We start from the raw sequence: 16,259 nt of genomic DNA on the forward strand, positions 1-16,259 counted from the left end.
GCAGCATCAACGGCTCCCTGGAATGCGACGGGAAGAACCCCGCGCAGGTCCAGAGCCGCGTCGACGCCTACAACCGCTTCGTCGGCATCCTCGGCACCACCGCCGGCGCCAACCTCTACTGCTGACGTCGGCCAGGTCGGCGGCAGCGAACCCACGAACGGCAACCTGAACACGTACACCTGTCCGTAGATCCTGTGCGAAGCTGCCGCGATGACCTCAGCGAAGATCACCACGGCAGCCGCGGGCACCTGGAAACTCGGAGATCTGCCCGTCAACCGCATCGGACTCGGCGCGATGCGGCTGACGGGCAGTGCGGCCTTTCATCTGGGCACGCCGAGCGACCGCGCACGCTCGATCGCTGTGCTACGGCGCGCGATCGAGCTGGGCGTCAATCACATCGACACCGCAGCCTTCTACTTCTCGTCGCTGCGCTCCGCGAACGAACTGATCAACAGCGCGCTCGCCCCGTACCCGGACGACCTGGTCATCGCCACGAAGGTCGGGCCGCACCGCGAGTACTCGGGGGAGTGGGGCACCGCCGCCAGGCCGGACCAACTGCGCGGCCAGGTCGAGGAGAACCTGCGGCAGCTCGGCCGCGACCATCTCGACTTGGGTACCTCCGCCGGATGCGGCAGGACTCCATCGCCGAGCACTTCGGGGCGCTGGCCGAGCTGCGCGACGCGGGCCTGATCCGGCACCTCGCCATCTCCGACGTCGAATCCGGGCACCTCGCCGAAGCGCAGGCCATCGCACCGGTGGTGAGCGTGCAGAACAAGTACGGCCTCGACTTCGCGGACCCCGAGACCGATGCCCTTCTGCGAGTCTGCGGCGAACAGGGCATCGCGTTCGTGCCCTTCTTCGCGATCGCGGGCAAGGGCGGCGCACAGGGCGCGAGCGGCGCCGACGACGGCGAAGTGCTCGCCGTCGCGCGTGCGCACGGTGTGACCCCGGCACAGGTCCGGCTCGCCTGGACACTGCGGCAGGGCCCGCACGTGCTCGCCATCCCCGGCACCGGCAACCCGGACCACCTCGCGGAGAACGTGGCCGCGGGCGCGCTCCGGCTCACCGACGACGAAACCTCCCGCCTCGACGCGCGCCACACGCGAGGGGAATGAGAGCGAAGCCGGTTCTCAGGAGCGGGTTTCTCGGGGACCCGCCACAGGAGTGCCAGGTGCGCCGAGCCGCAAGCCGTCGATGACCAGGTCGAGGAGGCGGGCCACACGCGCCTCCCCCTCCTCGCCGGGGCCGGTCCGCCACAGGAATCCCAGCATCAGCAGTACGTCGTCGGGGTCGACGCCGGGGCGGATGCTGCCGTCCTTCTCGCAGGCGCGCAGCAACAGGGTGACCGCGCCGATGACGGCTCCGTAGATCTCACCCGCGAGGCCGTCGTCGGTGAGGGAGTGCAGGATGTCCGACACGCCGTGCTTGACCCGCCCGTAGTACGCGAGCCGGTCGAACCACAGGCGCAGCGCCTCCAGTGGCGGGTGGTCCTCCAGCAACTCCGGGGCGTACGCGGCGAGTTGCTCGACCTCGTGGCGGTAGACCGCCAGAATCAGTGCCTCGCGGGTGGGGAAGTGCCGGTAGAGAGTCCCCGGGCCGACGCCCGCCTTCTTGGCGATGGAGTTGAGCGAGGCGTCGGGGGCGGCCGTGAACGCGTCGCGTGCGACCTCGATGATGCGGGCGCGGTTCTGTCGCGCATCCGCCCGCACGGGCTCGTTCCGCTGCTCGGCCATGCCGCCGCTCCGTCCTTCCGCCAGACATCGCTTGCGTACCGGAGACCTCTCCGTTACTGTCGAAAAGCGATCCGGAGACCTCTCCGGTAATCCTGAGCATACGTGGCGGAGGCGGTAGGCACATGAAGGTCGTGCTCTTCGGAGCGAGCGGCATGATCGGGCACGGGGTTCTGCGGGCATGCCTGGACGACGCCGGTGTCGAGAGCGTCATCGCGGTCGTCCGGCGCCCGCTCGCCGTCCAGCACCCCAAGCTTCACGAGGTCGTCCCCGCGGACTTCACCGACCTCACCGACGTGGCCACCTCCTTCGACGGCACAGACGCCTGCTTTTTCTGCCTGGGCGCCCCTTCGGCCGGGCTCACCGAGGCGGAGTACACACGCGTCACCCACGACTACGCCCTCGCGGCGGCCCACGCACTGCTGCCGCTGAACGACGAGCTGACCTTCGTCTATGTCTCCGGAGCCGGCTCGGACAGCGCGAGCACCACGATGTGGGCGCGGGTCAAGGGCCGCACCGAGGACGCACTGCTGGCCCTGCCGTTCCACGCGTACATCTTCCGGCCTGCCTACATCCGGCCCCGCCAGGGCGCCCGCCCCGGGACCCGCTCCTACCGGCTGATGTACGCCGCCACCTCCTGGCTCTACCCCTTGCTGCGCCGCATCTTCCCGAAGCACACGACCACGACCGACACGCTGGGGCGCGCCATGCTCGGGGTGACACGACTGAAGGGGCGAGGACCGCGCGTTCTCGCCAGCACGGAGATCAACGACCTCGGTGCCCTGCCCCTCGCGGAGGGGAAGTCATGACCGGAACCGTTCTGGTGACCGGCGGCACCGGATTCGTCGCCGGCTGGTGCATCGTCGAACTGCTCCGACAGGGATACGAGGTGCGCACCACGGTGCGCGGTCCGTCCCGTGAGGCAGCCGTACTGGCAGCCGTCTCCACCGAGGTTGACCCGGCGGGCCGCCTGGGTTTCGCCGTCGCGGATCTGACGTCGGACAAGGGCTGGGCCGAGGCGGTCGCGGGCTGCGAGTACGTCCTGCATGTGGCCTCGCCGCTGGGCGCGGACGCGCCGAAGGACCCGGACGCCTTGATGGCTCCGGCCCGGGACGGGGCCCTGCGTGTACTGCGCGCCGCGACGGACGCGGGGGTGCGGCGCGTGGTCATGACGTCCGCGTGCGCCGCCGCGACCCCGCCCCTGGCCGCTCCGGACAGCGTCAGCGACGAAACCCGCTGGACCGACACCGACGACCCGACCCTGACCGCGTACCGGAAGTCGAAAGCCGTCGCGGAACAGGCCGCCTGGCAGTACATGCGGGACCACGAGGGACCGACCACGCTGGCCACGGTTCTGCCGGGAGCGGTCTTCGGACCGCTGCTCGACGCGGCGAACCGGGGCTCGGTGCAGGTGATCGAGCGGCTGCTGAGCGGTCAGTTGCCCGGGACACCTCGGATCGGTTTCGAGGTCGTCGACGTCCGTGACCTCGCCGACCTCCACGTACGCGCCATGACCTCACCGGCAGCGGCGGGGCAGCGTTTCATCGCTGCCGGGGAGTTCCTCTGGATGGCCGACATCGCACAGGTGCTGCGCGCCGCGCTCGGCGACGCGGCGGGGAAGGTGCCCACGCGGAAACTCCCCGACTTCGTGGTCCGCCTCCTGGCGCGCTTCGACCCGGGAGTTCGCGCGGTCGCGCCCTACCTGGGACGCAGGCATCTGCATTCCGCCGACAAGGCGCGGCAGACGCTGGCGTGGCAGCCGCGCCCAGCCGCCGAGACCATCACCGACTGCGCGCGGAGCCTTTCCGCCCACCAGGTGACGTAGTCGGCCCCAGCCGTGGCGAGCGACGCCTCCCGATGGTCGCTGTCTGTTGACGATCATCGGTAATCAGCGGACGGGAGTACATGGCGGCGCAGCAGTGTCGTGGCGATGGCGACCTGGGCGGGCTCCAGCGCGTTTTCGCCGTCCTCGATGTCCCACAACGCGTTCTGCAGCACCCGGCCGAGTGTCCAGCCGGTCGCCCGCCGCCGGTCCAGGGCGAGCACCTCGGTCAGCACGTCGAAGCGGCGGAGCACCGCGCGGGGCACGTCTCCGGTGGCCACTACCTCGCTCCACCGGTTGTCCACCCCGGGGAGCAGGTCGAAACCGGGGTCGCCTGCGAGCGGTTCGGGATCGATGGCCAACCATGGTTCGCGCTGCCCGGCGAGGATGTTGTCGTAGTGCAGGTCCCAGTGCAGCAGGCGGTCGCCGGGCTCGTCGATCAGCTCGGCCACGGCGGACGCGCAGGTACGCACGAGCCGTTGCTCGTCCGGGTTCCGCAGATGCGGCACCGCGCGTGGCACCTGGTCGAGCATCGCGGTGGCGATGTCGGCCAGGTGCCGCAGGCCCTTGGGCGCGGGCACCGCGACAAGACGTGCCAGCAACTCGGCCAGGATCTGCATGGCGGTGGTGTCGTCGGCCACCGCCGACAGCGGGCGCGTCGCGTCCAGCCGTTCCAGCAGCTGGGTGCTGCTGTCCGGGTCGTGGTCGAGCAGGCGTACCGCGCCGTTGCCGTTCCACGCCCGCAGACCGGTGGCCACCCCGGCGTTCTCCTCACCGGCCGGCTGGAGCTTGAGCACGGAGGCCATGCCGTCCGCGCGGATCACCGGCAGTACGAGCGAGGCCATGCCGTGCCCGGCAGGACCGTCCGGCCGCAGCTCCCAACGGTCCAGGAAGTCCGCGACCAACCCGGACAACGCGGCCAGCCACGCGCGCCCGGGCGCATCGTCGGGCTTGCCGTACGACGCGACAAGCGCATCGGGGACGTCGACGGAAAACGACGCGTTCATGTTCGCTATCTCCTTCGTGGGCTCCGGATGCGGCGCAATGACACGAAGGAGTTCAGGCGGTGCCCGGCTGCCGGGCAGGTGCCTACGCATACCGCCGGTGTATCGAGACCGATCACGCCGTCCCCAGCGGAATCGGGGCCGGCACCACACGCGTGAATCGGCAGCGCCCAGCTCCGGAAGCAGGGGCCTGGAGGCTCAGCCCAGCTGCTCGTGCAGGAAGGCCACCGTGCTCTGCCACGCCTGTGCGGCCGACTTGGGGTCGTACACGCTCGGGCGTCCGTCGTTGAAGAAGGCGTGCTGGGCGGGGTACAGGCGGATGTCCGGGGTGATGCCGGACTGCCGCTGGATCGCCTCGGTCATCTGCTCCAGGCCCTCCTTCGGGATGCTCGCGTCGAGTTCGCCGTAGTGGCCCTGGATCTGTGCCTTGAGGCCGGAGAAGTCGCTCTCATCGGCCGGGATCCCGCCGTAGAACGGCACCGCCGCACTGACGCGCTGGTCCACCGAGGCGAGGCGGAGGACGAAGCCGCCGCCCATGCAGAAGCCGACCGAGCCCACCGTGGCGGAGGTGACCTCGGGCATCCCGAGAAGGTGGTCGACCGCGCCGGAGAGCAGCTCGACGCCGTGCGACACCGGCAGCTCCTTCACCATCCGCAGCGCTTCGTCGCGCTCGTGGGCGACATTGCCGCCGTACAGGTCCGGTGCGAGAGCCACGAATCCCTCCGCCGCCAGCCGGTCGGTGACGTTCGCGATGTGATCGGTGAGGCCCCACCACTCCTGGATGACGATGACACCAGGCCCCTGCCCGGAGGGCGGCAGCGCCAGATAGCCGTGCGCGGTGGTCCCGGCGCTGGAGAACGTCACGTTCTGATGGGCGGGGGCTCCGGTCGACTTCGGCAGCTCGGACATGGCACTCAACTCCTGTGGGGGCAGCGTCAAGTGGGGCACGGCGGGACCGGCCCCCAGTCGATCTCCACCATGCCACGGGTGCCCGTGGTGCTTCCTCCCGGCTCGTACGGCTTGACCCGGCGTTGACGAGGAGGGCGGTCATGGCTTTGGCCCGCGTTCATCACGCACTCCTCCGGCTTCAGCGGCGGAGTCGGCAGCGGGATGCCGTACGCTACGTGTTACGTATAACCCCGGAGTCCGCGGAGGGACCCTGATGAGACGCGTCGCCCTGGTCACTCTCGTCGTCGACGACTACGACGAGGCGATCCGCTTCTACACCGAAGCACTCGGATTCCGGCTGGTCGAGGACGCGCCGCGGCCGGACGGTTCCCGCTGGGTCGTCGTCGAGCCGGGCACGGAAGGGCAGGGCGCAGGCCAGGGCACCGGCCTTGTGCTGGGCCGCGCCAAGGACGAGGCACAGCGCGCGCGGGTCGGTGACCAGACCGGCGGGCGCGTGGGCTTCTTCCTGCACACCGACGACTTCGCCCGCGACTACGCGCGGATGCGCGCCGCGGGCGTGACCTTCCTGGAGGAGCCGCGCCACGAACCGTACGGCTCGGTCGTCGTCTTCCAGGACCTGTACGGAAACCGCTGGGACCTGCTCCAGCCGGCACCCACCGCATAAGCCATCGAACCAACCTGCCGAGGAAACACACGCATGACCGCGCCCCGCATCGACATCGACACCATCCGCCGGCTCCCCAAGGCCGTCCTGCACGACCACCTCGACGGCGGCCTGCGCCCCGCCACCCTCGTGGAGCTCGCCGAGTCGGTCGGCCACACCCTGCCCACCACCGACCCGGACGCCCTTGCCGCCTGGTACTACGAGGCCGCCAACTCCGGCGACCTGGTCCGCTACATAGCCACCTTCGAGCACACCCTCGCCGTGATGCAGAGCCGCGAGGGCCTGCTGCGTACCGCCGAGGAGTACGTCCTCGACCTGGCCGCCGACGGCGTCGTCTACGGCGAGGTCCGGTACGCGCCCGAGCTGATGCTGAACGGTGGGCTCAACCTGCCCGAGGTCGTCGAGACCGTGCAGGAGGGCCTGGCGGCGGGCATGGCCAAGGCGGCCGCCGCGGGCACCCCGGTGCGCGTCGGCACGCTGCTGTGCGGGATGCGGATGTTCGACCGCACCCGTGAGATCGCGGACCTCGCGGTGGCCTTCCGGGACGGTGGCGTCGTCGGCTTCGACATCGCCGGCGCCGAGGACGGCTTCCCGCCCGCCGACCACCTGGCCGCCTTCGAGCACCTGCGCCGCGAGAACGTCCCGTTCACCATCCACGCCGGTGAGGCGCACGGTCTGCCCAGCATCCACCAGGCCCTCCAGGTCTGCGGCGCCCAGCGCATCGGCCATGGCGTCCGCATCACCGAGGACATCGTCGAAGGCAAGCTCGGCCGTCTCGCGGGCTGGGTCCGCGACCGCCGTATCGCCCTGGAGATGTGCCCGACGTCCAACCTCCAGACCGGCGCGGCGACCTCCATCGCCGAGCACCCCATCTCCGCCCTGCGCGACCTCGGTTTCCGGGTCACCCTCAACACCGACAACCGTCTGGTCTCGGGCACCACGATGACCCGTGAGATGTCGCTCCTGGTCGAGGAGGCGGGCTGGACCGTCGAGGATCTCCGCACGGTAACCGTGAACACGGTCAAGAGCGCGTTCCTGCCCTACGACGAGCGCAACGCCCTCATCCGCGACGTGGTGCTGCCCGGCTACGAGGCCGCGCTTTAGAGTCCCTCCGGCTCTAGGGGGTGTCGTTTGGATCACCCCGGGTCCGCGACGCCTGGCACCGCACCTCACCGCGTTGTCGCATCACCCGAGTACGCCCAGTACGCGGGTCATGCTCCGCCTTGCGATGCACCGCACCATGCGCCGCGGCCTGATCCGAGGTGATCCGAACGACACCCCCTAGGTGAGCCCGCGTACGTATGCCGCCTGGCCGACATGCTGAAGATCGTCGGAAAGGACGCTCACCAGGCGCACGCTCAGGGTGACCGGCGGGTCCCAGTGCTCGTCCACGACGCGCTCCAGGTCCTTGGCGGCCAGTCCACGGATGAACCCCAGCGTCTGTTCATGCACGGCGTCGTAGTAACCCAGCAGCAGGTCGCCCGAGTCCACCCGGACCTGGGCGACCTGCTTGAGCGTGTGCCCGTACCCGGTGTCCCGATGGGGCAGACCCAGCGCGAAGCGGTCGGCCCAGCCCTGCGAGAGCCAGACCTGTTCGAACTCGGCTGCGTCGGCGACATGGTCGTCCTGGACGCGGGTGAGATGCCAGATCAGCCAGGAGATGGAGTTGGCGCCGACGGCAGGAGGGGTGTTGAGGCGGTCCGGGGGCAGTCCGTCGACCGCGGCATGGACCTCTTCCTGGATGCGGCTGTACGCGTCGATGAGGACGTCCTTTGCATGCATGCGTCCACCATCGCGCATCGCGGTCCCCGGCGCGCGCCACCCCCGAGGGTCATCAGGCGTGCCACCGCCAAGGGTCGTCAGGCCCGCTGCTCCGGGGCGTCCAGCAGGACCATCAGCGCCCGCGCCGCCGGACTGGTGGCGTCCGCCGGCGGGAGCATCGCGACCGTCTCGTACGACGCCTCGGACACGCCCTTGAAGGGGAGGGCGGTGAGATCGCCGGCCTCGCGCTTGAAGCCGAAGTGCCGTGGCACGACGGCGATTCCGAGGCCCTCGTGGACGAGCTCCAGGAGGCTGTGTACGTCGTTCACCTCCAGTGTCACGGTCCGTTGGACGCCCGCGGCGGCGAACGCCGCGTCCGTGGTGCGGCGCGGTCCCCAGTCGGGGTGGAAGTCGACGAAGTCCTCGCCGCCCAGCTCCTCGGGCGTGAGTACCGCGGCGGTCGCGAGGCGATGCTCCGGATGGCAGAGCACGGTCATCGGCTCGCTGGTCAGCGGCACCGACCGCAGCTGGTCGGTGTCAGCCTGGGTCCGCACGGCGAAGGCCAGGTCGAGCCGCCCGGCGGCGACATCCTCGGCCAGCGCCCAGGACCCGGCCTGCCGCAGCCGGATCTCGACGTCGGGGTGCCGCCGCCGGAACGCGGCGAGAAGCGTGGCCACATGCACCCCGGCGATGCACTGCTCGGTGCCGAGGGCGAGCGTGCCGCGCAGCACACCCTGCACCGCGGCCACGGCGTCCTGGGCCGAGCGGACCTGGGCGAGAATCCGCTCGGCCTCGCCGAGCAGGGCGCGCCCGGCCTCCGTGAGCGTGACCCGGCGGGTGGTACGGACGAACAGCGGAGCCTGAAGCTCCCGTTCCAGGGCGCGGATCGAGGACGACAGGCCCGACTGCGACACCATGAGCCGCTCGGCCGCCCGGGTGAAGTGCTGGTCCTCGGCGACGGCGACGAAATGCTGGAGGTGGCGCAGTTCCATGAGGGACAAGGGTAGTCGCCGCGCGGGAACCGTCCTCGCCGATTGAGAAGTGCCGGCGCTGAATGCCATCCGATTCTCCCGTTGGACCGCTGCCCCCGGCGCGCGCGACAGTGGAGACCTGATTTTCCCGGCATCTCAGGAGTACGCGTTGTACACCGCACACACCGACCGTTACGCGGACATGCCCTACCGGCGCACCGGACGCAGCGGCCTGAAGCTTCCCGCGCTGTCGCTCGGCCTGTGGCACAACTTCGGCCCCGACCGGCCGGTGGAGACCCAGCGCGCGATCCTGCGCCGCGCCTTCGATCTGGGCGTCACCCACTTCGACCTGGCGAACAACTACGGCCCGCCGCCCGGCGCCGCCGAGTCCGCCCTCGGCGCCGCCCTGAAGGCGGACTTCACGCCCTACCGCGACGAGCTGGTCATCTCCACCAAGGCCGGCTACCTGATGTGGCCGGGCCCGTACGGCGAATGGGGTTCGCGCAAGTACCTGCTGTCCTCCCTTGACCAGAGCCTGGGCCGGATGGGCCTCGACCACGTGGACATCTTCTACTCGCACCGCCCCGACCCGGAGACTCCCCTCGAGGAGACGATGGGCGCCCTGCACTCCGCGGTCCAGCAGGGCAAGGCGCTGTACGTCGGCGTCTCCAACTACTCGCCGGAGCAGACCCGCGAGGCCGCCCGCATCCTCGGCGAGCTGGGCACCCCGCTCCTCATCCACCAGCCGCGCTACTCGATGCTCGACCGCCGGCCCGAGGAGGAGGGGCTGCTGGACGCCCTGGACGAGCTGAAGGTCGGCTCCATCGCCTACTCGCCGTTGGAGCAGGGCCTGCTGACCAGCCGTTACCTCGACGGCATCCCGGAAGGCTCGCGTGCCGCCAGTGACAGCCCGTTCCTGAGCGCCGACACGGTCACCGAGGATCTCGTACGACAGTTGCGCGCCCTCGACGAGATCGCCAAGTCCCGTGGCCAGTCCCTGGCCCAGCTGGCGCTGGCCTGGGTCCTGCGCGGCGGCCGGGTGACCTCGGCGCTCATCGGCGCGAGCAGCACCCAGCAGCTGGAGGACAGCGTGACGGCCACCCGCGCCCTGGACTTCGACCCGGCGGAGCTGGCCCGGATCGACGCGATCATCAAGCCGTCCGGTCGATGAGGCGCTCGCTGAGCTCCCAGAGCCGGTCGGCCGCCTCGGGATCGACGGCGTAGGGCAGCACGCCGGCCTTCCAGGACCTGTTCATGAGGGTCCAGTCGCGTCCCTCCTCCAGCGACATCGGGGGAGCGACGTCGCTGTTCTCGCAGTAGAGGCCGCCCAGGGAGTCGAGCAGGGGGCTGGTGGCGCACCACACACTGGTGGCCGCTCCCTGCTCGACCGTCTTCAGCTGCCGCTCCGGGTCCAGAATCGGCTGCCCGTCGTCGTCGAGTACGCCGACGGCCTTCAGGTCCTCCTCCGCGAGGTACTTCTTGAGGCCCGTGTCGACGATGCTTCCGGGGTGCAGGGAGAAAGCCCGCACTCCGTCAGCCTTTCCGCGGGCGTCCAGCCCGAGCGCGAACAGGATGTTGGCCGTCTTGGACTGGCCGTAGGCGGCCCAGCGGTCGTACTCGCGGCGCTCGAAGTGCGGGTCGTCGAACACGACGGGGGAGAAGCGGTGCCCCCAGGACGACACCGAGACGACGCGCGCTCCGCCCGCCCGGCGCAGTGCGGGCCGCAGTCGGGCGACGAGCTGGAAGTGGCCGAGGTGGTTGGTGGCGAACTGTGCCTCGTAACCCCGGGCGTCGCGCATCAGCGGAGGCGCCATGATGCCCGCGCTGTTCACGAGGATGTGCAGCGGTCGGCCGGAGGCGAGGAAACGCTCCGCGAAGGCGTCGATGGAGGCGGGATCGAGCAGATCCATCGACTCGACCTCGACGCCGTCGACCCCCTTCAGCGCGGCCCGCGCCCTGTCGGTGTCGCGCGCCGGTACGACGACCTCGGCGCCCGCGGAACGCAGTACGCGCGCGGTTTCCAGGCCGATGCCTGAATAGCCTCCGGTGACGACGGCGACCTTGCCGGTCAGGTCGATGCCCTTGATGACGTCCTCGGCGGTGGAGGCGGCGTCGAACCCGGAGTGGAGGGGCTCTTGGACGGTGGTCATGTCTCGGATCTCCTTCAGTGGACTGTCCTGCCACCGTATGACCGGAGATCCGTACGCTGAATGCTTGAGAGTCCGCATTACTTGCGCGATAGTACGGATATGCCTGCTGATCCCCTCTCCGACACCCTCGCCCTCACGGACGCCCGATGCGTCATCTCCGGCGGATTCACGGCCGGCGGCGGCTGGGCGTTGCGTTTTCCCCGGCCCGGCCGACTCAAGATCACGGCTGTGGTGAAGGGGAGCTTCTGGGTGGCCCTCGACGACATGCCACAGGCCGTGCTGCTGGAGGCCGGAGACGTGGCCGTCTTCGACGGCAGCCGCCCCTTCGTGGTCTCCAGCGATCCGGCACTGGAACCGGCCGACGCGTCGACACTCTTCGCCGATGCGGCCGGACCCATGGTGCAGTTCGGTGCGGGCATGGACGTCGTCTCCGTGGGCGGACATGTCGAACTGGGCAGAAACGGCGAGGAGTTGCTGCTGCACGCCCTGCCGCCGCTGCTGCATGTCCGTGCCGCCGCGGACGAGGCGCCCGTGCTGGGCTGGCTGCTCGACCAGCTCGTCCACGAGCTGACCGCCGGCCGTGCCGGGGCCGACTTCGCGTCGGACCAGCTCGCCCAGCTGATGTTCGTCCAGGTTCTGCGCGCCTACCTCGCGGACGCCGACGCACTTCCGGCCGGACGGCTGAGGGCCCTCGCCGACGACCGCATCGCACCCGCCCTGCGTCTGATGCACGCCGAGCCCGGCCGCCCCTGGCAACTGGAGGAGCTCGCCAGGGCGGCCGCGATGTCGCGGACCACCTTCGCCCAGCGTTTCCGTGCCGTGGCCGGCGTACCGCCCCTGACCTACCTGCTCGACTGGCGCATGAGTCTGGCCAGGCGTGCCCTGCGGGACGGTGAGGCCTCGTTGTCGGCGCTCGCTCAGCGGGTCGGCTACACATCGGAGAGCGCGTTCAGCAATGCCTTCAAGCGCACGACCGGAATGGCCCCGAAGCGCTACCGGGACGCGGCCCGGACCGTGGTCACGACCACAGCTGTCAGCGCCGCGAGGACCTAGGCGGGAACGCGGTCCAGGAACCCGTGCACACTCCGTATACGGTCCTCGCCGTCGAGGGTGATCACGTCGAATCCGGCGACGGGCGCCGAACCGTCCGCCTCGTGGACCAGCTCCCAGCCGAAGCGGGCGGTGTCGTGGTGTCCGTCGACCGAGCCCGTGAGGCGGAAGGCGAAGCCCGGGAACTGCTCGTGTGCCGCGGCGATCAGGGCGGCGATCTGCTCGTGGCCGCGGACCTCGGCCAGCGGATCGGTGTAGTCGCCGTCCGTGGCCCACGCGGCGGCGACCGTCTTCGCGAGCGCGTCCGGCTCACCGGCGTTCCAGGCCTCGAAGTAGCGGGCGACGGCACTCTCATAACGGTCGTTGCTTGCGGACATGGTTGGCCAGCCTCCATCAATTCGGGGTTCGTGCAGGTCGGATACCGGATTCCAGTGGGTTGCGCGCTGCTGGGATCCAATAACGCAACCATGCCCGGAGACCCTCGGAAGCGTCGATTACCTCTGGGGTAAAAGCGGCCCGCTGCATTTCGGCCAAACCCGGTATCGAATATGCCAGGAGACTGGCTGGAATCACATGGTGACAGAGTGTCAGGAGTGGCGATACTCGAATCCAAGGGCAATTCAGCCAAGCCCGCACCTCGCCATCATGCACAACAGCGCCATCAAGCACAGCACACGAGCCGCAGGGAAAGTGAGGCAGTACCGGCAGCGAGCGACGCGATGGGGGAGCGATCGTGCACGATGAATTCCTGTGCTATGTCACCGCGTACGGAATATGCGGCGGTCAGCGGGTAGGCGTGCCGCTGGGAAGTTATCGCGCGCCCACCCTGGCGCTCGCCCTGTGGTGGATGCGGGACCGTGCCGCGTGGATGGCCGAGCGGCTCGACCCGCAGCCCGAGGATCCGACCTTCCCGCCGAACTCCATCGCACCCGTGGGGTCGACCGTCCCGGACGTGCCGAGCGTCCTGCGTGCCTGGTGCGGTGACTCGACGCAACAGGAGCTGGTTGCCGACGAGTTGGCCGCCGGTAGGCTCGTCCGTGTCGCCACCAATGACGACACCACCGAGTACGAGCTGATGGCCGAGTCCGTGGACGCGCGGCGTATGCAGCGGACCGCCGCCGTACTCGGCAGCTCGGCGGCCTGACCGCCGACCCGCTCGCCCCGGCGCTCGAAAGCCGCTACGGGCTCTCGGTCTCGTGCCGATAAGGGCACCCGCCAGGCGAATATATGGACGAATAGCTAGAATTCAGGCATGGCAGAGCGGCCGATCACGCCCGTCGCGCCAGAACTCGTACTCGAAACCGAGACGGGGTTCATGGTGATGAGTCCCAGTCGCGACTATCACGTCGGACGCGACCCGTTGAGCGATGTCGTCATCGACGACGCCCGGGTCTCCTGGCACCACGCGGTACTTCGCCCCGAGGCCGACCACTGGACCATCGAGGACGAGAACAGCACGAACGGTACGTACGCGGACGGCCGGCGCGTCCATGAGTGGGGTGTCGGACCAGGCAGCGTCCTCCGCTTCGGCAACCCCTCCGATGGTCCCCGGGCGGTGCTCGCCGACCGGCCCGCGGAACGCCCCTCGGCCCTCTCCCTGCCCTCGGCCACCGGCACCTTCCGGCGGCCGACCACCGTACGGCCGCTGCCGGCCCGCACCGTGCGCATAGGCCGCGGCGGCGACAACGACCTGGTCATCGACGACCTGATCGTCTCGCGAAGGCACGCCGAGCTACGGGCGCAGCCGGACGGGTCGTACGAGATCGTCGACCTCGGCAGCCACAACGGCACGTTCCTGAACGGCCAGCCCGTGAGCCGCGCGCCGGTCACCGGCGGTGACATCGTCGGCATCGGCCACTCCGTGTTCTGTCTCGTCGGCGACCAGTTGCAGGAGTACGTCGACACCGGCGAGGTCTCCCTCGACGTGCAGGACCTCACGGTCGCCGTCGACCGCGGACGGAAGACGCTGCTGGACCAGGTGTCCTTTCCCGTCGGCGAGAAATGCCTGCTCGCCGTCGTCGGCCCGAGCGGCGCCGGAAAGTCCACGCTCCTGAACGCCCTCACCGGCCAGCGCCCCGCCGACCGCGGCACGGTCCTCTACGACGGCCGCGACCTCTACCGCGACTACGCCGAGCTGCGCCAGCGCATCGGCCTCGTCCCGCAGGACGACATCCTGCACACCCAGCTGACCGTGCGCAAAGCCCTCACGTACGCCGCCCAGCTGCGCTTCCCGCAGGACACCGCGAAGGCGGAACGCCGGGCAAGGGTGGACGAGGTGATCGGCGAGCTGGGTCTTGAGCAGCGCGCCGACCAGCCCATTCACAGCCTCTCGGGCGGCCAGCGCAAGCGGGTCAGCGTGGCCCTGGAACTGCTGACCAAACCGTCGCTGCTGTTCCTCGACGAACCGACGTCGGGCCTCGACCCCGGCATGGACCGCTCCGTCATGCACATGCTTCGCGGCCTCGCCGACGACGGCCGCACGGTCATCGTGGTCACCCACAGTGTGCTGAGCCTCGACGTCTGCGACCGGCTCCTCGTGCTCGCGCCCGGTGGGAAGGTCGCCTACTACGGACCACCCGAGGACGCTCTCGCGTTCTTCGGCTACGAACAGTGGCCGGAGGCGTTCGAGGACTTCGAACGGGACCACGACCGGGACTGGGCGGGCGACTACCGGGTGTCACCCTTCCACCGGCAGTACATCGACAACTCCACCTCTCAGCCGTATCAGGCTCAGGCCGCCCCGGTCGCCGCCGTCGGACCACCGCCCAAGCCCCAGAGCTGGGGTGCCCAGCTCAGCACCCTGATCCGCCGCTACGCAGCCGCCCTCAGCGCCGACCGGACCTTCCTCATCATCATGATCGCGCTGCCGTTCGTGATGGGCGCGATGGCCCGCGCACTGGCCGGAAGCCGCCTGACGCAGGAGACGGCGATGAACGCACTGCTCATTCTGTGCGTGGGGGGAGTCCTGACGGGCGCGGCCAACGCCGTACGCGAACTGGTGAAGGAACGGGTCATCTACCAGCGCGAGCGGGCTGTGGGCCTGTCCAGATCGGCGTACCTGATGTCCAAGGTGGTGGTCCTCGGCACCATCACCGTGCTCCAGGCCGTCGTCCTGACCCTGGTCGGTCTGTTCGGCGTCGATCTCAACGCACCCGGCGGAGAAGGGGTCCTCATGCCGCCGCTCGTCGAGATCACGGTGGCCGTGGCCCTGCTCGCCTTCACCGCGATGATGCTCGGCCTCCTCGTCTCCGCCATGGTGCGCAAGGAGGAGGTCACCATGCCGCTGCTCGTGCTGCTGGCCATCGTCCAAGTGGTCTTCTGCGGCGCGCTGTTGAAACTGAACGGCGTGCCCGGCATCGAACAGCTTGCCTGGCTGGTGCCTTCGCGCTGGGCCCTGGGCGCGATGGCCGGGACCATCGGACTGGCCCGGATCGTCCCCGGGAAGCTGACCGGCGACCCGCTGTTCCGGCACGAGACCGGCGTCTGGCTCCTCAACATGGGGATGCTGGTCGTGCTCTCGGTCGTCTTCGGGTACGCGGTGATCCGCCTGCTGCGCCGGCACGAACCCGCTGTCATGCGGAAGTAGCTGCGATGACGACACCCGAATTCCGCCCCACCCACGTGATCCCGCAGGACGGTCTGCCCACCTGGGAGACCCCCGACCCGTCCCGGCCCACCGTGCCGCTCGACGCGCTGCTGCCGGTCCAGCTGATCGACAGGCTCGGCGACTGGGGCCGGGTCCTCTGCGCCAACGGCTGGTCGGCCTGGGTCGACGGCCGCCTGCTGATCGCCGTGCCGCAGGCGCCGCCCGCCGCGGGCAGCGCGCTCACCCGGACAGCCGATCCGCGCCCGCTGCTGGCCCGCGTGGAGGAGGCGCTCTCCCGCTATCGGGGCGCCGCTGAGGATCTCGCGGCCGGACGGCTCGACGGGCAGTCCTTCCGCGGCCGTACGCAGGGACAGCGGATCGGGGTGATCGTCGACGGTGAGTCGCTCTGGCTGTACGACGGCGAGCACGAGCGGTGGGTGTACTGCGACGGGACGCGGCTGAGCACGTACGCGACGGGCCAGGGCCCCGCGGCAGCGGCGGCCGAGGAGCCCGTACGGGAAGAAGCTCCGGTCGGCCGCGAACCCACGCGGGTCGTGACGTACGACGAGGACAACCGGAGTGACCTCTGATGGACGACGAAGGCGACCGGAG

Annotated in this window: 17 protein-coding genes and 1 pseudogene; 11 read left to right on the forward strand and 7 right to left on the reverse strand. The window is 70.0% G+C overall.

The genetic code is table 11. The annotated features are described in order from the left end of the window. On the forward strand, positions 1 to 125 hold a 125-nt coding region (locus tag AB0N66_RS34290), incomplete at its 5' end, for a glycoside hydrolase family 19 protein (protein WP_365442579.1). Positions 126 to 210: 85 nt separating this feature from the next. Then, positions 211 to 1,115 (forward strand): annotated as a pseudogene (locus AB0N66_RS34295) (aldo/keto reductase). A gap of 15 nt (positions 1,116 to 1,130) precedes the next feature. On the opposite strand, the gene AB0N66_RS34300 reads toward AB0N66_RS34295, so the two are convergent. Beyond that, on the reverse strand, positions 1,131 to 1,733 hold the full coding sequence (locus AB0N66_RS34300; RefSeq protein ID WP_365442398.1) for a TetR/AcrR family transcriptional regulator: 603 nt from the start codon (positions 1,731 to 1,733) through the stop codon (positions 1,131 to 1,133). Positions 1,734 to 1,855: 122 nt separating this feature from the next. On the opposite strand from AB0N66_RS34300, the gene AB0N66_RS34305 reads away from it, so the two are divergent. Both AB0N66_RS34305 and AB0N66_RS34310 read left to right on the forward strand, forming a co-directional pair. Further along, positions 1,856 to 2,539, forward strand: a complete 684-nt coding sequence (locus AB0N66_RS34305; RefSeq protein WP_365442400.1) for an NAD(P)H-binding protein — start codon at positions 1,856 to 1,858, stop codon at positions 2,537 to 2,539. Beyond that, positions 2,536 to 3,555 (forward strand): NAD-dependent epimerase/dehydratase family protein, encoded by a 1,020-nt coding sequence (locus AB0N66_RS34310; RefSeq protein ID WP_365442402.1) that lies wholly within the window; start codon positions 2,536 to 2,538, stop codon positions 3,553 to 3,555. Before AB0N66_RS34305 ends, AB0N66_RS34310 begins: the two co-directional genes overlap by 4 nt. 53 nt (positions 3,556 to 3,608) lie before the next feature. Here the strand turns inward: AB0N66_RS34310 and AB0N66_RS34315 are convergent, their stop codons facing one another. Together AB0N66_RS34315 and AB0N66_RS34320 are read right to left on the reverse strand one after the other, a co-directional pair. Beyond that, the gene (locus tag AB0N66_RS34315; protein WP_365442404.1) at positions 3,609 to 4,559 is read right to left on the reverse strand and encodes an aminoglycoside phosphotransferase family protein; all 951 of its coding nucleotides are present in this window, start codon (positions 4,557 to 4,559) and stop codon (positions 3,609 to 3,611) included. 195 nt (positions 4,560 to 4,754) lie between these two features. Next, the gene (locus AB0N66_RS34320) at positions 4,755 to 5,465 is read right to left on the reverse strand and encodes a dienelactone hydrolase family protein (protein ID WP_365442406.1); all 711 of its coding nucleotides are present in this window, start codon (positions 5,463 to 5,465) and stop codon (positions 4,755 to 4,757) included. Between the two features lie 253 nt (positions 5,466 to 5,718). Between AB0N66_RS34320 and AB0N66_RS34325 the strand changes: the two genes are divergently transcribed. Both AB0N66_RS34325 and AB0N66_RS34330 read left to right on the forward strand, forming a co-directional pair. Further along, on the forward strand, positions 5,719 to 6,129 hold the full coding sequence (locus tag AB0N66_RS34325; RefSeq protein WP_365442408.1) for a VOC family protein: 411 nt from the start codon (positions 5,719 to 5,721) through the stop codon (positions 6,127 to 6,129). A 33-nt stretch (positions 6,130 to 6,162) separates the two neighbouring features. Then, the gene (locus AB0N66_RS34330) at positions 6,163 to 7,233 is read left to right on the forward strand and encodes an adenosine deaminase (RefSeq protein WP_365442410.1); all 1,071 of its coding nucleotides are present in this window, start codon (positions 6,163 to 6,165) and stop codon (positions 7,231 to 7,233) included. Positions 7,234 to 7,410: 177 nt separating this feature from the next. On the opposite strand, the gene AB0N66_RS34335 is transcribed toward AB0N66_RS34330, so the two are convergent. Beyond that, positions 7,411 to 7,911, reverse strand: a complete 501-nt coding sequence (locus AB0N66_RS34335; protein WP_365442412.1) for a DinB family protein — start codon at positions 7,909 to 7,911, stop codon at positions 7,411 to 7,413. Positions 7,912 to 7,988: 77 nt separating this feature from the next. Next, positions 7,989 to 8,882, reverse strand: a complete 894-nt coding sequence (locus AB0N66_RS34340) for a LysR family transcriptional regulator (RefSeq protein WP_365442414.1) — start codon at positions 8,880 to 8,882, stop codon at positions 7,989 to 7,991. A 148-nt stretch (positions 8,883 to 9,030) separates the two neighbouring features. Between AB0N66_RS34340 and mgrA the strand changes: the two genes are divergently transcribed. Next, on the forward strand, positions 9,031 to 10,032 hold the full coding sequence (gene mgrA / locus AB0N66_RS34345; protein WP_365442416.1) for an L-glyceraldehyde 3-phosphate reductase: 1,002 nt from the start codon (positions 9,031 to 9,033) through the stop codon (positions 10,030 to 10,032). On the opposite strand, the gene AB0N66_RS34350 is transcribed toward mgrA, so the two are convergent. Beyond that, positions 10,013 to 11,011: an oxidoreductase gene (locus AB0N66_RS34350; protein WP_365442418.1), complete on the reverse strand. Its 999-nt coding sequence runs from the start codon at positions 11,009 to 11,011 to the stop codon at positions 10,013 to 10,015. The two genes, mgrA and AB0N66_RS34350, sit on opposite strands and share 20 nt — an antisense overlap. A gap of 99 nt (positions 11,012 to 11,110) precedes the next feature. Here AB0N66_RS34350 and AB0N66_RS34355 point away from each other — a divergent pair, with 99 nt between their 5' ends. Next, positions 11,111 to 12,064, forward strand: coding sequence for an AraC family transcriptional regulator (locus AB0N66_RS34355; protein ID WP_365442420.1), 954 nt, complete (start codon positions 11,111 to 11,113; stop codon positions 12,062 to 12,064). Here the strand turns inward: AB0N66_RS34355 and AB0N66_RS34360 are convergent. After that, positions 12,061 to 12,438 carry a nuclear transport factor 2 family protein gene (locus AB0N66_RS34360; RefSeq protein WP_365442422.1) on the reverse strand — a complete coding sequence of 126 codons (378 nt, stop codon included), beginning with the start codon at positions 12,436 to 12,438 and terminating at the stop codon, positions 12,061 to 12,063. The genes AB0N66_RS34355 and AB0N66_RS34360 overlap by 4 nt on opposite strands. A 356-nt stretch (positions 12,439 to 12,794) precedes the next feature. Between AB0N66_RS34360 and AB0N66_RS34365 the strand changes: the two genes are divergently transcribed. From AB0N66_RS34365 to AB0N66_RS34375, 3 genes are all read left to right on the forward strand, one after another. Further along, complete coding sequence (locus AB0N66_RS34365) at positions 12,795 to 13,205, forward strand: hypothetical protein (RefSeq protein ID WP_365442424.1); 411 nt, start codon at positions 12,795 to 12,797, stop codon at positions 13,203 to 13,205. A gap of 108 nt (positions 13,206 to 13,313) precedes the next feature. Further along, positions 13,314 to 15,647, forward strand: a complete 2,334-nt coding sequence (locus AB0N66_RS34370) for an FHA domain-containing protein (protein ID WP_365442426.1) — start codon at positions 13,314 to 13,316, stop codon at positions 15,645 to 15,647. Positions 15,648 to 15,652: 5 nt separating this feature from the next. Further along, positions 15,653 to 16,237, forward strand: coding sequence for a hypothetical protein (locus AB0N66_RS34375; RefSeq protein WP_365442428.1), 585 nt, complete (start codon positions 15,653 to 15,655; stop codon positions 16,235 to 16,237). Positions 16,238 to 16,259: the final 22 nt, after the last annotated feature.

It is taken from the genome of Streptomyces sp. NPDC093544, assembly GCF_040683495.1.
Lineage (GTDB): Bacteria > Actinomycetota > Actinomycetes > Streptomycetales > Streptomycetaceae > Streptomyces.

Bases quoted from the DNA above. Each gene is read 5' to 3' on its own strand.
- AB0N66_RS34340 (WP_365442414.1), bottom strand. From the start codon at position 8,882: ATGGAACTGCGCCACCTCCAGCATTTCGTCGCCGTCGCCGAGGACCAG.
- AB0N66_RS34375 (WP_365442428.1), top strand. From the start codon at position 15,653: ATGACGACACCCGAATTCCGCCCCACCCACGTGATCCCGCAGGACGGT.
- AB0N66_RS34355 (WP_365442420.1), top strand. From the start codon at position 11,111: ATGCCTGCTGATCCCCTCTCCGACACCCTCGCCCTCACGGACGCCCGA.
- AB0N66_RS34300 (WP_365442398.1), bottom strand. From the start codon at position 1,733: ATGGCCGAGCAGCGGAACGAGCCCGTGCGGGCGGATGCGCGACAGAAC.
- AB0N66_RS34325 (WP_365442408.1), top strand. From the start codon at position 5,719: ATGAGACGCGTCGCCCTGGTCACTCTCGTCGTCGACGACTACGACGAG.
- AB0N66_RS34310 (WP_365442402.1), top strand. From the start codon at position 2,536: ATGACCGGAACCGTTCTGGTGACCGGCGGCACCGGATTCGTCGCCGGC.
- AB0N66_RS34360 (WP_365442422.1), bottom strand. From the start codon at position 12,438: ATGTCCGCAAGCAACGACCGTTATGAGAGTGCCGTCGCCCGCTACTTC.
- AB0N66_RS34370 (WP_365442426.1), top strand. From the start codon at position 13,314: ATGGCAGAGCGGCCGATCACGCCCGTCGCGCCAGAACTCGTACTCGAA.
- AB0N66_RS34350 (WP_365442418.1), bottom strand. From the start codon at position 11,011: ATGACCACCGTCCAAGAGCCCCTCCACTCCGGGTTCGACGCCGCCTCC.
- AB0N66_RS34305 (WP_365442400.1), top strand. From the start codon at position 1,856: ATGAAGGTCGTGCTCTTCGGAGCGAGCGGCATGATCGGGCACGGGGTT.
- AB0N66_RS34330 (WP_365442410.1), top strand. From the start codon at position 6,163: ATGACCGCGCCCCGCATCGACATCGACACCATCCGCCGGCTCCCCAAG.
- AB0N66_RS34315 (WP_365442404.1), bottom strand. From the start codon at position 4,559: ATGAACGCGTCGTTTTCCGTCGACGTCCCCGATGCGCTTGTCGCGTCG.
- AB0N66_RS34320 (WP_365442406.1), bottom strand. From the start codon at position 5,465: ATGTCCGAGCTGCCGAAGTCGACCGGAGCCCCCGCCCATCAGAACGTG.
- AB0N66_RS34335 (WP_365442412.1), bottom strand. From the start codon at position 7,911: ATGCATGCAAAGGACGTCCTCATCGACGCGTACAGCCGCATCCAGGAA.